Source organism: Sphingobacterium sp. UME9 (assembly GCF_014170215.1).
Classification (GTDB): domain Bacteria; phylum Bacteroidota; class Bacteroidia; order Sphingobacteriales; family Sphingobacteriaceae; genus Sphingobacterium; species Sphingobacterium paramultivorum.
Map to the genome: position 1 here is coordinate 852,091 of NZ_LZZP01000003.1, position 13,914 is coordinate 866,004.

The 13,914-nt window shown below is 39.3% G+C and carries 13 protein-coding genes; 5 read left to right on the forward strand and 8 right to left on the reverse strand.

Annotated features, from left to right (window positions below):
• Positions 1–16 precede the first annotated feature (16 nt).
• Positions 17–1,615 (reverse strand): sulfatase, encoded by a 1,599-nt coding sequence (locus A9970_RS05065; RefSeq protein WP_182981546.1) that lies wholly within the window; start codon positions 1,613–1,615, stop codon positions 17–19.
• Positions 1,616–1,785: 170 nt separating this feature from the next.
• Between A9970_RS05065 and A9970_RS05070 the strand changes: the two genes are divergently transcribed.
• Positions 1,786–2,988, forward strand: coding sequence for an MFS transporter (locus tag A9970_RS05070; protein ID WP_182981547.1), 1,203 nt, complete (start codon positions 1,786–1,788; stop codon positions 2,986–2,988).
• A 60-nt stretch (positions 2,989–3,048) separates the two neighbouring features.
• On the opposite strand, the gene A9970_RS05075 is transcribed toward A9970_RS05070, so the two are convergent.
• Both A9970_RS05075 and A9970_RS05080 read right to left on the reverse strand, forming a co-directional pair.
• On the reverse strand, positions 3,049–3,849 hold the full coding sequence (locus A9970_RS05075; protein ID WP_182981548.1) for a GNAT family N-acetyltransferase: 801 nt from the start codon (positions 3,847–3,849) through the stop codon (positions 3,049–3,051).
• Positions 3,850–3,856: 7 nt separating this feature from the next.
• Positions 3,857–4,846, reverse strand: a complete 990-nt coding sequence (locus A9970_RS05080; RefSeq protein ID WP_182981549.1) for a GlxA family transcriptional regulator — start codon at positions 4,844–4,846, stop codon at positions 3,857–3,859.
• A gap of 176 nt (positions 4,847–5,022) precedes the next feature.
• Between A9970_RS05080 and A9970_RS29020 the strand changes: the two genes are divergently transcribed.
• A complete protein-coding gene (locus tag A9970_RS29020; RefSeq protein ID WP_202883770.1) occupies positions 5,023–5,142 on the forward strand; it encodes an EthD family reductase in 120 nt (39 codons plus the stop codon).
• Between the two features lie 51 nt (positions 5,143–5,193).
• Positions 5,194–6,120, forward strand: a complete 927-nt coding sequence (locus A9970_RS05090; RefSeq protein WP_259655331.1) for an SRPBCC family protein — start codon at positions 5,194–5,196, stop codon at positions 6,118–6,120.
• A gap of 42 nt (positions 6,121–6,162) precedes the next feature.
• Here A9970_RS05090 and A9970_RS05095 read toward each other — a convergent pair whose 3' ends face one another.
• Positions 6,163–7,032 (reverse strand): alpha/beta hydrolase, encoded by an 870-nt coding sequence (locus A9970_RS05095; RefSeq protein WP_182981550.1) that lies wholly within the window; start codon positions 7,030–7,032, stop codon positions 6,163–6,165.
• A 246-nt stretch (positions 7,033–7,278) separates the two neighbouring features.
• Between A9970_RS05095 and A9970_RS05100 the strand changes: the two genes are divergently transcribed.
• On the forward strand, positions 7,279–8,148 hold the full coding sequence (locus A9970_RS05100; protein ID WP_182981551.1) for a pirin family protein: 870 nt from the start codon (positions 7,279–7,281) through the stop codon (positions 8,146–8,148).
• A gap of 115 nt (positions 8,149–8,263) precedes the next feature.
• Here the strand turns inward: A9970_RS05100 and A9970_RS05105 are convergent, their stop codons facing one another.
• The 4 genes from A9970_RS05105 to A9970_RS05120 form a co-directional block, all read right to left on the reverse strand.
• Entirely contained in the window at positions 8,264–9,499 is a 1,236-nt protein-coding gene (locus A9970_RS05105) for an MFS transporter (protein WP_182981552.1), read from the reverse strand.
• A 426-nt stretch (positions 9,500–9,925) separates the two neighbouring features.
• The gene (locus A9970_RS05110) at positions 9,926–11,161 is read right to left on the reverse strand and encodes a TCR/Tet family MFS transporter (RefSeq protein ID WP_353852368.1); all 1,236 of its coding nucleotides are present in this window, start codon (positions 11,159–11,161) and stop codon (positions 9,926–9,928) included.
• 135 nt (positions 11,162–11,296) lie between these two features.
• Positions 11,297–11,767, reverse strand: a complete 471-nt coding sequence (locus A9970_RS05115; protein ID WP_182981553.1) for an OsmC family protein — start codon at positions 11,765–11,767, stop codon at positions 11,297–11,299.
• Between the two features lie 184 nt (positions 11,768–11,951).
• Complete coding sequence (locus A9970_RS05120) at positions 11,952–12,404, reverse strand: DinB family protein (protein WP_182981554.1); 453 nt, start codon at positions 12,402–12,404, stop codon at positions 11,952–11,954.
• Positions 12,405–12,799: 395 nt separating this feature from the next.
• On the opposite strand from A9970_RS05120, the gene A9970_RS05125 reads away from it, so the two are divergent.
• On the forward strand, positions 12,800–13,909 hold the full coding sequence (locus A9970_RS05125; RefSeq protein ID WP_182981555.1) for a sensor histidine kinase: 1,110 nt from the start codon (positions 12,800–12,802) through the stop codon (positions 13,907–13,909).
• The last annotated feature ends 5 nt before the right edge of the window (positions 13,910–13,914 follow it).

The window sequence follows — 13,914 nt, forward strand, 5'->3', positions numbered from 1 at the left end:
TTAGTAGGCCAGTAAATTATTGTTTTACCTTCGGTAAGAACTTTTTGTCGTTCTCATCGGAATCTTTATAGTAGGCTCGGGCTTCGTCCAGTTTATGATGCATTTCTTCACGTACGTTTTGGTATGCTTGTACATTGTATACATTCTGCATTTCCTGTGGATCTTTCTCTAGATCGTATAATTCCCACTCATCTTTGTCATAATAGAAATGGATCAGTTTGTACCTTTCGGTACGAATCCCATAATGTCGTTTTACCATATGAATGGAAGGGTACTCATAGTAGGTGTAATATACTGCATCGCGCCATTGTTTTTCTTTTCCATTGAGTAGACCACGAAAAGATTTTCCCTGCATATCTTTCGGGATTGCAAGTCCTGCATAATCTAGGATTGTGGGGGCAAAATCAAGATTCTGAACAAGTGCTTTTGAGGATTGGCCAGCTTTAATTTCTGCTGGATAGCGGATCAATAAGGGGGTTCGGAGCGATTCTTCATACATAAAACGTTTGTCAAACCAACCATGTTCACCCAGATAGAACCCTTGGTCTGAGGTATAAATGACAATTGTATTTTCGTCGAGTCCATTGTCTTTCAAAAATTCCAATAGACGTCCAACACCGTCGTCCACTGCAGCAACGGTACCCAGATAATCCTGTATATAACGTTGATATCGCCAGCGCATCAGGTCTTCTTTGGACATGTTGTGATATTTCATCTTAAAATCTGCCATGATTGGGTTGTAGATTGAATCCCATGTTGCGCGCTGCGCTGCAGTCATTCTTCCTAGGTTTCCATTAAAGGCAGCTTTATCCCAGGATAGATATTCTTTTAGTCCCAATTCATCCATTAGCGCAGGAGGTATCTTGTTGTCACCAGCCCAGTTCATGTGTTTAAGGATATTCATTTCAGCGGTTTTAGCAGCAGTTCCTCTTCCTTCGTAGGTGTCGAATAGATTATTCGGTTCTTTGTAGGTTTTTGATGTATATTGTTGAAGATGTCGCAAAGCAGGTAGCCATTCTCGGTGTGGCGCTTTTTGATGATAGAGCACACAGAAAGGTTTGCTGGTATCTCTTTTAGCGATCCAATCTAGGGTCATATCGGTGGTGAGATCCGATACATAGCCTTGTATTTGTTGTTTTACACCATTGATAATAAAGTTTGGATTATAATATTCGCCTTGGTCAATAAGGACCGCTGAGTGGTTAAATCCCTGGGGTAGGCCATCCATATGGATTTTACCGATTAATGCCGTTTGATACCCATTTTTTTGGAGAATCTTGGCAAAGTTGTCCTGATTCCAATCGAATTTTGCCTCATTATCAATTTTCCCATTCATATAACTGTGCTTCCCAGTTAGGAGTACAGCCCGACTGGGTGCACATAATGAATTTGTCACGGTCGCACGTGTGAAAATGGCACCTTCCTTTGCTAATCTGTCAATATTGGGCGTTTCGTTCAATCCGTAACCATAAGCGCTGATCGCTTGATAACCATGGTCATCACTCATGATATATACAATATTTGGATGCTTTTTTGCATGGCCTTTTTGTGCCAATGCCCAAGAAGGTACAAGTGTGTACAAGGTGAAAGTAAGTATATAATGATGCAGTTTCATGGTTAAGGTTTGAATGTGTTATGCTGATCGATTTTACCTCAGGCTAATATAGGTGTTTTCATTGAGACAATGTCGGTGCTATTAGTTTAATGATAGATTGTACTATTTAAATGATTTGTTTATTAAATTATTCTGATAGAAATTTGTGTTATTAATAATTTCAATTATATATGAAGAAGAGTTTATTAGCACTTGCACTGGGGGGATTGGGGATAGGAATTACCGAATTTAGTATGATGGGGATGCTACCGGACGTTGCCCAAAGTCTGCAAGTTTCAATTCCGGAAGCTGGTTATCTCATTACAGCTTATGCCTTAGGTGTAGTTATCGGTGCCCCACTGTTGGTGGTTGTTATGAATCGATTCTCGCCACTTAAGACCTTGATTATCCTCATGGGATTGTTTACCCTATTTAATGGATTATCTGTAGTTGCTCCAGACTATGGTCTTTTGTTGGTATCGCGTTTTATTTCGGGATTGCCACATGGTGCTTTCTTCGGTGTAGGGTCTGTTATTGCCAGTCGATTGGCCGATCCTGGTAAAGAAGCGCAGGCTGTAGCGACGATGTTTTCCGGATTGACAGTTGCCAATTTATTTGGGGTTCCATTGGGTACCTATATTGGACATCATTTTTCATGGCGTTATACTTTTCTATTGATTGTTATCGTCGGTATTTTGACCATGTTAGCCTTAAAGTTGTGGATGCCTAAAATGAAAGCAGCACCTAAAAATAATCCTTGGAAGGACTTTGGCATTTTTCGCAATGTGAATGTCTGGTTTATGGTTTTATTATTTTCAATAGCTCCAGGGGCACTGTTTGCCTGGATAAGTTATATAGCTCCGCTGATGACTGAAGTGTCTGGTGTTGCTGATAAATACCTGCCTTATATTATGGTTTTGGCTGGATTAGGTATGTTTGTGGGGAATTTGATCGGAGGGAAGTTGACGGACGCTTTTTCTTCAACAAAGGTGGTTGTAGCCGTACTGGTGGTTCAGATTTTATGTATGTTGGTTATTTACGGGCTGTCTGACAACGTTTGGATATCCTTGGTAATGACTTTTTTAACCGGAGTCACTACTTTTGCGCTCGTACCTTCGTTAACCTTATTATTGCTTAACTCGGTAAAAAGTGATGCTGAAATGTTGGTTGCTTCTTTAGGACCTGCTTGTTTTAATATTGCGAATGCATTGGGTGCCTTTTTAGGTGGCGTACCCATTAATCAAGGCCATGGTTATACTTCTCCGGCCTTGGTTGGTGCGGTAATGGCGGCTTTAGGAATCGTAATTTCATTATGTTATATCCAACGAAGCAAAAAGCATCCGGCTGTGGCTGCCAAAAAGGTTCTTGAGGATGCCGTAGGTCAGCTTTCGTAGTCCGTTATGTTGTTTTGAAATTTGCTATCGGTCCTAAAAAAATAACGTATAGAATTGGTGTTAACCTAGATTTCCACCAATTCTATTGAAGATGGACTGAAATTGAACATCGATATTTTCACCTAGGTACATGCGCTTGGCCTGGCGTTTTATTGGATAACCTTGGTTCAATAGAAAGGAAACTGCGGTTGTATTCTCTTTCGGTAGCACAACTTTGGAATTTTCCATTAAATACATTTTTAACAATGCCATTCCAGCAGCTTGTTCATTGGCAACAATAAGGCCTTCTCCCAAAGAAGGAAGATAATAACCGCGGAGCGTTTGGTTCTTCACATATAGAAAACCTGAAATGAAATGCGGTTCTATTTCGCATTGTCTATTTTCGGCTGCGGTTGTCAGGTCGAGCCTCAGAAGTTGCTCTTTGTATCGGGATTGATATTGCTGTATATTATTGTCCGCTTCTTCAAGATGGGGTGCTTGTATATCATCAAAGAAAAGATAAGAAGAAGATTCCTTAAAGCCGAGCTTTGTGTAAACAGGCGCGCCCATATCCGTTGCAATGAGTTGAATGCTGTTGCATTTTTTGCTGTTTGCTATACGAATAAGTTCTTGGGTGGTTTGTTTCCCATAGCCTTTTCCTCTTTCATCGGGAGCGACGATAATATGTCCGAGCCAGGCAACGTTGCTATGGATAATGGTCGTACCTATGGCCACAATTTTCTGATCGACCAGGAGTTTTATGGGGAAACAAAAAGGGCTTTCTATATAATGCTGTATTTTGATCGGCACATTACCCCATCCTTCTGGACTTAATGCTGTGATGACGGGGAGATCAGAAAACTGAATCGGTTCAAAATTCATCTAACATCTATTTTATTACTGCTTTATTGTACTTGTTTTTATATTCAAGGGGAGAGACTCCTGTAAACCGACGGAATATCTCGCGAAAAGCCTTTATGTCTGTATATCCAATAGCGTACATCACTTCATTTACCGTTTTCCTCGAGCTTTCCAACTCTTTTTTTGCCGATTCTACTTTTATCCGCTGAAGATATTCCACGGGCGTATTGCCTGTCGCTTTAATAAATCTACGGTCGAAATTCCGACGTCCGACAGTGAATTTTTCAGATAACTTCTCCATGGAAATTTTTTCTGAAAAGTTATTCTCGAGGTAGTCCTGTGCACGCATGACCATTTCATCTCCATGTGATTTTTGACCATTAAAGATCATAAAATCGGACTGTGTTTGTCTGGCAATATCAATTTGAAATATTTTGGAGCAATAAATAGCCGTCTGTCTGTCGTAGAACTTTTCGACCAGGTAAAGGAGGAGATTAAGGAACGAATAACCGCCACCATTGGTATAGATTCCTTGCTCATCAGTAATAATTTGTTCTGTTTTTAAGTTAACCTTTGGAAAGAGCTTATGAAAATTTGCCGCTGATTTCCAGTGGATAGAGCAGTTTTTGTTATCCAAAAGCCCTGTGGATGCGAGCAGATATGCGCCGGTACACATGCTTGCAACATTTGCTCCCTTGGTATAATGGTCTAATATCCATGCTGAGAGCATGCTATTACCAGCTTCTATCGCACTAAAATTAGAAATGACAGCGGGTACAATAATGAGGTCGGTCTTTTGAATCGTAGCGATATCTTTCTGCGTCATGACCGTTAATAATCCATTGACAAAGTTACTCTGTTTGGAAACTCCTGCCAATTCTATATTAAATATAGGTTCCCTGTTCAGTTGATCGTAATAGCGGTTCGCTTCTGTGAATACATGGTATGTTCCAACAATGCACGATATGGTATTAGGGCCTGTCTGACTGTCTGGAACTAAGATCGTTAGATGTTTCATGTTGAAAGTTTATAAGATTGAATAAACGATAATACGCTTATTTGATACTATTCAAATATACCGAAACGACTTGTCTAAATCAACCGCTGAGAATGTCTATTTTACACCCCTTTTTGTATTTTGAAGTCCGCTATATTTGATCTATAAATTTAAATTAATACCACAAGATGGTACGAATGATCGCAATATATAAGACTCCTACGAATAGGGAGTTTTTTGACAAACACTATTTTGAGACACATATTCCCTTGGCAAAAACGCTTCCGGGACTTATTCGTTTAGATTTACATATTTGATTGAGGTATAGGAATATAAGAAGTATGAGTTAACGTTATAAAATACGATGAATGATGAAAAAGGAAGATTTTAAAATAAGCATTACCGTTGAAGCAGGTGCTCAACGTGTATTTGAAGCAATCAATAATGTCCGCGGATGGTGGTCTCAAAATATTGAAGGGCCAACTGCTGCTTTGCATGATGAGTTTATATATCATTATCAGGATGTACATCGTTGTCGAATACGAATAGAAACGATGGAAACAGATCGTAAAGTAGTCTGGCGGGTCCTCGAAAACTATTTTAAATTCACCCAGGATGAACGGGAATGGACTAATAGTTCCATTATCTTCGATATTGTGGAAGATGCGGGTACAACTACATTACATTTCACCCATCGTGGGCTTAATTCCCAGATGGAATGTTATCAGGTATGTCATGATGCCTGGACGTATTATATAACGGACAGCCTAAGACAATTGATTTTAACTGGGCTGGGACAGCCTACTCCAAAGGAGGAAATAGCGCTGGGGGCTATGGAAGAGAATCGCATACCACATGATCTTGGGACAAAAAGTATCTACCATAGGCTGTTAATTGAAACCCCTGTAGAGACTGTTTACAAGGCGCTTACAACGGCGGAAGGACTAGCAGGCTGGTGGACACCAGATACCAAGGCAAAGCCGGAGATTGGTGCGATCCTGCGGTTTGGATTTGGTCCCAGCTATTTTAAAAATATGGAAGTTATTTCGCTGAAGCCTTATTCCAGGGTCGAGTGGCGCTGTGTCAAGGCATTTGAGGAATGGATTGGAACGACACTGACCTTTGAACTTGAACCTCAGCAAAAGGGATGTATGCTGCTGTTTCACCATGATGGCTGGGCAAATTATAGTGCGGAATTTGCTTCCTGCAGTTTTGATTGGGCACTATTTTTCAGGAGTTTAAAATTTTTCTGTGAAAAAGGAAAGGGTTTTCCTTATCCCGAATTTAAGGTATAAAATTCCTGAAGGGGCATAGTGTATTTTTGGTATAAAATGAGACTATCGCAATAGCTCGGCAATCGCATGCAGATAGTCTTTATTTTTAGAAAAATCATTATGTCCTTCCTTTGCCAAACGTATCAATTTATCCTGTTTTTTAAAAAAGTTACTCAGTTTAATGGAAGAATCAAAATAGACGGCATTATCCTGGTCTCCGTGGAAGATGATCGTTCTACATTTTACTTTTTGCAATGCCGAGGCATTGTCGAAATAAAAGGGGATCCCGCTTGTATCGAGTTCAGGAGCGACATGTTGTGTCCAATCTTGAAAACTATAGTAAGGTGCCTGAAGAATAAGCATTTTTGGAGAATTATGCGAAGCAATAGTTGAAGCAAGTGCCGTGCCCATAGATTGACCGATTATGATAATGTGATCTTCCGGATACTGTTGTGTCAGCTTATCATAGACCGTTTGCAGATCACGATAAAGTAGTTCTTCATTGGTTACTTTACCTTCACTTTTTCCGTAACCTCGGTAATCCAGCATAAAAAGATCATATCCGTTATCAGTATAGATATTGGCAATTTTACCCCAGGTATCTACAGCCCCATTACTGCCATGCAAATAGAAAATTAGTCCTTTGCTCTTGTCTGCCTTAAACAAGATTCCATGGAGTTTAACATGATCTGCTGTTGTGATAAATTGTTCTTCAAATTTGCCCTGAAAGCGGAACGTGGAATCTTGGAGCTTTTTACCTGGAAACAGTTGTTCTTCAAGTATTTCATTCCAGTTTGGTTTCACTTTAGATTTACTGTTGGATTGCGCATGTACTGCGGGGTATAAAAAGATGAATAGCAAGAGTAATAGTATTGGACGTAACCAAAGGTGACGGTAGAATTTTGTTAATGTGACGGTATTGTTTGAGTGCATAAAGATACTTGGTCTATGATTTTTATTGAAGTTACACATTTCTATGGCATCCAGAAAATGTGGGATTCCTAGTTTTAGCAGTATCTTTTCTTATAAACTTAATCTAGGTTAAGTTTATGCCTTAATCCAGGTTGTTGGAAGCAGGCTTCTTCTTGTCGTACCTTTGAGATAGCAATTTAAAATGAAGTGAATCAATTTGGGCTTCAACTTAAATTCATCAAGAACGATAAAAAAGGAGATCATAACATGAAAAAATCAATTGAAAGAATTTTCCAACGTCCAGCTCAACCGGGTATGGTAGGAGATGGATTTCGTGTATTTAATATGATACCAGGGAATGGGATTTCCCAAAAGAGGATGAGTCCATTTCTTTTACTGGATTTCAACGCAGCATTTGATTTTGGACCTTCGGATCATATCAGAGGCGTGGATGTACATCCGCATAAAGGATTTGAAACCGTTACTATCGCCTACAAAGGTAGTGTAGCCCATCACGACAGTTCGGGAAACAGCGGTGTTATTCGTCCGGGTGATGTACAATGGATGACTGCCGGTGCGGGTATATTACATAAAGAATACCATGAAGAGGAATTTTCAAAAAAAGGTGGATTGTTTGAAATGGTTCAGCTCTGGGTTAATTTACCAGCGAAAGATAAATCAACGGAGGGACATTACCAGGCGATTACAGCCAATCAGATGGGGAAGGTACTATTGCCTGACGCAGCAGGGGTAGTTAATGTCATCGCGGGAAAATTTCAGGATACGGTAGGGCCAGCGAGCACCTATACGCCTGTCAATCTATTTGATATCAAATTGGCGGAGCAACATGAAACGAATTTTTTAGTTCCACAAAATCATAATACTGCGATGCTGGTTGTGAATGGGGAGGTCGAGGTCAACGGTGAACTTGCGAAGGAACATAGTTTTGTTTTATTTGGCCATGATGGTGAAGAGATCTCGATAAAGGCCCATAAAAATGCGGTTTTACTTGTGTTAAGCGGTGAGCCCATTGATGAACCTATCGTGAGCTATGGCCCATTTGTAATGAATACACAGGCAGAGATTTACCAAGCCTTTGAAGATTTTCAAGCTGGCAAGTTTGGTGTGCTCGAATAAGTGATATAAGTTTCCATCCATGGCCTACATGTATAACATGTAGGCCATTAATGGATATCATCATATAGAAGATTTTCTGTTAATTAGCTTTTCTTTAGATTATGGTGTTCAACGACTAAGAAAATTTTTTTGGCCGTCTGTCGTAGCAGATATGGATGATGAGAACCAGTAGTGTACAACAAAAGCCTGTCAATACCACGCCATTCCATTGAAAGTATTTCCAAGCGAGAGAGGCCAGGTAACTACCCAATGATCCACCCGCAAAGTAACTAAACATATAGACTGTATTTAGTCGGTTGGTTGCCCCGATATTTAAGGCAAAGAAAGCAGATTGATTGCTGATATGCATTGATTGTAAACCCAAGTCAATTAAGATTACACCAGTTATTAATCCGATATAGCTATTCCCCCCGATGTAGAATACAATCCAGCTCAATAGCAGGATACATATGGAACCAAGAATAACGGTATACGTAGAAACACGCGTTGCGATCCGGCCGACCAATGCTGCTGCCAAAGCGCCAACAGCCCCTATTAATCCGAAGGATCCGGCTACAGCGGACCCCGCGTGGAAAGGAGCTTCCTGTAAATGAAATACCAATGTAATCCAAAAAGCACTGAATCCCGCAAAACCTAGGGCACCTCTGAGTGCAGATAGCCGTAACACCGGTTGAGTTTTTGTCAGATGGATCAATGAGTGCATTAATTGTAGATAACTTCCTTGAAATGTCGGTTTCACATCGGGGAGTGCGAAAGCTAATAAGAACATGAATAGAACCATTAATGCAATCGCCATATAATAGATCGCCTGCCATCCCCAGATATCGCCAATAAATCCTGCTGCGACGCGGGAGAGCAGAATACCTAATAGTAAGCCACTCATGACCATTCCGATTGAAGAATTGCGTTTTTCGGGAGTAGCAAGTTCGGCCGTAAGGGGGACGAGCATTTGGGGAACGACTGAGCTAAATCCAACCATAAAGCTTGCGATATAGAGCAGCCCAAGAGTGGGAGCGAAGACCATTGCCAATAAGGAGGCTATGATGAGTAGAAAAATTGATAATATTAATTTCTTTCTTTTTATCATATCTCCCAAAGGAACGATAAAGAGTAGCCCTGTTGCAAAACCGATCTGGGTGAGCATAGCAATCATACTAATTGCAGCTTCACTAACGTGAAAGTCTTTCGCCATCAATCCCAAAAGCGGTTGATTATAATAGTTGTTGCCGACGACTACTCCAGTTGTCAAGGTAATAAGCCATAAAAGAGGCTTCGTCAGTATAGGTGTATCCCGTTTTGAGTTTACGTGGAGTTTTATGTTTTGATTTGTTATGTCTGTTGTATGTATCATTTTGAATTTTATCTCCTTGCCTGCAAATTTACAGCGATCAGTAATGTAGGAATTGAAGAATTCGATCCATGAATTGAAGAATTGAAGTTTGATTAACCTAAATTGATCCAGAAGTGAGATGATTGTGTACTGGACCAGATATTGTGTTTCTGTTTTTTGACTTAAGTCATGGTTTTTCAATTGCGAGGCGTCTGGATGCCATTTTTAATGCTAGATGCCCTTGAAAAATATCGTTTATTGTTGGATGAGAATCCAATGGTTGTCAGAAGGCTATCCAATAGAATAGTTGCTTCTTATCTTAATATTTCACAGGAGATCGTGTGTCGTTTAAAGTCAAAGGTTTAAAATTCAACTGGCCTATGCAGTTCTTATATGCATAGGCCAGTTGAATTTTAGATGAAAATAGTGCAGACTGATCAATCAGGTTTAAAGATTTATTTGCTGATTTCTCTTTTTCCGAGAAGCATTATAGACAATGAACACACTAATCGTCATCAGGATAAATGCTAAGAAAAACGGCGCGCCAGAAAATTTAAATGGTGCTTTGTCATGGGTGAAATAATAAAATAGGTTTGTCATCATCGGTGGACCAATAATCGATGTTGCACTCATTAAGCTTGTTAGTGCACCTTGAAGTTCACCCTGTTCGTTTGAAGGAACATTTTTGGTAATAACAGACTGAAGAGCTGGTCCACAAATACCACCCAAGCAATAAGGGATAAGGAAGACGAACATCATCCATCCCTCGCTTGCAAATGAGAATAACAGTAGTCCAATGGCATACAGGGTCAATCCATAGAAAATGCTTTTTTGTTCACCAAGTTTGGGTGTAGTCCATCGAATTAAAACACCCTGAACCAATCCAATCAATAATCCAATAACACCTAATGAGATACCCACCATTCTTTCTGTCCAGTCGAATTTATACATGGTGAAGAAGTTCCAGTTACTTTGAACTGCATGACCTGCGATATATATTAAAATTAAGGCAACGATTAATCCGGATATTTCTGGATGTTTTCCAAGAAACTTAAAGGATCCAATTGGATTTGCGCGTTTCCATTCAAAAGCTCTACGTTTTTCTTTATCTAAGCTCTCAGGTAAGATAAAATAGCCATACAAGAAGTTTAGCATACACAGTCCTGCGGCCGCATAAAAGGGAACCCTGGCACCATAGTGACCGAGTAGACCGCCGATAACTGGGCCGATGATAAAGCCTAGACCAAATGCAGCGCCTATTAGACCAAAGTTCTTTGCCCGATCTTCATCCGTGGATATATCAGCGATATAAGCACTTGCCGTTGTAAAACTAGCGCCTGTCAGTCCAGCGATAACGCGTCCTAAGAATAGCCAACCTATAGTTGGCGCGAGGGCAAGAAAGATGTAGTCTACTGCAAATCCAAAAAGTGAGATCAAAATAATTGGCCTTCTGCCATATTTATCACTGAGGTTACCAACGACAGGAGAACAGATGAATTGTGTGAAAGCGTAGGCAAAGCCGAGCCAGCCGCCATATTTTGCCGCTTCACTGATGTCGCTATGAATCAATTCCTCGATAAGTTTAGGAACGACTGGAATAATGATTCCCCAACCCGTAATATCGATTAGTAGTGTAATAAATATGAATCCGATTGCTGCTTTTTTCTTGGAATTTTCCATCATGAGTCAAAAGTAATGAAATCCTTAAAAACTTGTTTGTTATTTAATTACTAATTTGTGCTGCGTGTTATATTTTCGGTAGTGTTAACAAACCGAAAACAAGAAGTTTTTTTCTTTCGATAGAACGCCTAAGTCTGATTAGATCGCTTGACATTTTGGATGGTGCCGTACAGTAAAATTACATGAATTCGCAATAAAACACAGTTTATTTGCTTGGGCATGTAAGGATAAAGCAAGTTCTATCTGGGATTTATCTGTGATGAGAACCTCGGGGTGTAGTGTGACTTCTGTAAAACGACCACTTCCGTCTCCATCCGTTTCGAGGGTAGCGATAGCATTGTCCATATAGGATAAAATCTCGATGCTATTTTTCGAGCAGACGTATAAATAGGACATCATGTGGCAAGAAATCAGGCTGCTAAGCAGCAAATCTTCCGGATTGTACAATGCGGGGTCACCCTTGAATGCTTTTGCTGCGGAAACTTGCAGGTCAGCTTTCCCTTCGATCGCGATGTGATGGCTCTTTGTATAAATTTTTGAACCCACAGTAGTAGGCTGTTCAGGATTTTTCCAAGTTAAGGACGCTTTGAAGATATGTTTGTAACTCATTTTTGTTTCAAATTTAAGGTATTCTCCAATATTATAGGACGTCTAGTCCGCCAATTACAAGATGTGCAGGATAGCTCGAATTGACTAGATCAAAATTTTATATTTATCATTTGGAGCAAATCGGCATTTCGATAAAACTACTTCGTTTGTAATCAGACTACAGTGGCGTCTGATTACAGTACTGTTATGTGCGAACAAAAGTGATATAATCTGTGTTGATAGGCTCAATCCCATTTTTTCGCATTTCGCTTGCTATTTGCGCCCTGTGATAGGTGCCATGATTAAAGACGTGTAACAGAATGTCGTTGGCCTTATTATGAAAAGCCTGATGCTGTGTGTTTGTATAATTGATAATTTCATCCTCCATATCATTTCTGCGCTGAATCTGCTGCCCAAATCCTTCTGAAGCTAAATCGTGATACCTTTGGCAATCGATGATACTATGCTCATCCCAAACACCAACAGGTGGTTTTTCACCAGTTAATCGACTTAACCAAATAATCTGCGCATTGACAATATGGCTAAAGAGCCGTATGCAAGAATGAGGTACTTTTTCGCCTTCACTTTTCAGTTTATCCAGTAGTGCTGTATTGGCCCAGTTATTATATAACCAAAGCTGCATAAAAGTAGTTGACATCTAATTGTTGTTTATGTGGGTTCTGTAAAATTAAATATACGGAAGATAGAAGTAAATGAAAATTACCTAATTAATTAAAATTATAGAATAACGCTATTCTATATTGATAACCTAGCAAATTACTTTATTTGCTGGATGAACTAGCTGTTGTGTTCACGCTAAAAATCATAGTCATTTTAAAGCTATATATTTGTTACAATTTAATTATTTTGTGCGTAATTCTATTTTTTGAATTTGCTCAGTTCTTAATTGGGATATATTCAGATTGTTAGCGTTATAGGTTGTTGTTTTTTGTCGCAGAAATGTCTTTTTGCGTTATCACTTGACAAGTCAGACTACCACAAACTAAAGGATATCATTATATTAGACTGATATTATTGAAAAGTATGCTATCTATGAACAGGTTTTTCCAAAATTACAATACGGGGAAACGTATTATCCTTCACTTGTGTTTTTGGTTTTTGGTTTTGGGAATGCAATTCATTTCCTATCAGCGGATAGATATTGATAATTCCTGGATTTTGTTTGTAAAGGACGTATTTTCTTTGTTGACAATATTTTATGTGACAGCATATATCATCATTCCGCGATGGTTTATTCCAGGGAAGTTTGTGTTATGTATATTATGGTTGTTGTTTATTTACGCCTGGTGGTCGTTTCTAAGTTACTTTGCTGCACTATTAACGTTGAAATATCTAACACCAGATATTCGCCTGTCAAGCTATCTTGAAATAATATTAAGTCAAGGAATCTTTGGTGCTTTTCGCCTTTCTTCCATTAGCGATTATTTGTTGGATTTTATTTTTTTGGTGGCGCTGCCATTGACCGTAAAAATTGTACACGCATTTATGTCTGTCAGAAATTCAAAAATGAAACTTGAATTGAAAAATTCAGCACTGGAATTGAACAATGTCCAATTGGAACTTGCCTTTCTAAAATACCAGATTAACCCACATTTTTTACTTAACACACTTTATAGCATCTATGTGCTGGTATCCGATCATGATGAAAGAGGCGGCGAAAGTATGATGCGTTTAAGCAGTATTATGGTGTATTTACTGCATGAAAGTAATCAACCCAGGATAGAAATTAGCCGCGAATTTCAATTGCTAAAGGATTATGTTGAATTGGAAAAGTTACGCTATAGCGAGACCGTGCAGATCAAATTAAATCTGGCGGCTGAAGACGAAAACAGCATGATGGTTCCTTTGATCTTTTTTCCGTTTGTAGAAAATGCATTTAAACACGGCCCTCGGCTAAGTTCTTCGGCGGGATGGATATCCATAGACATTAAAGTGAGGGATGATAAGGTGTATATGCACGTGGCTAATGCGTATAGAGAACTTTCAAAACCAGAAAATTATATCGGTGGATTAGGGATAGAAAATGTAAAAAAAAGACTGGAACTTCATTATCCTCATAATCACAATTTGGAAATAAAGTCGCATGAGGGTGTATTTAGTGTTAATCTTGTTGTAACTTTACATTCGGAAACAGAGCCGTAGCACCA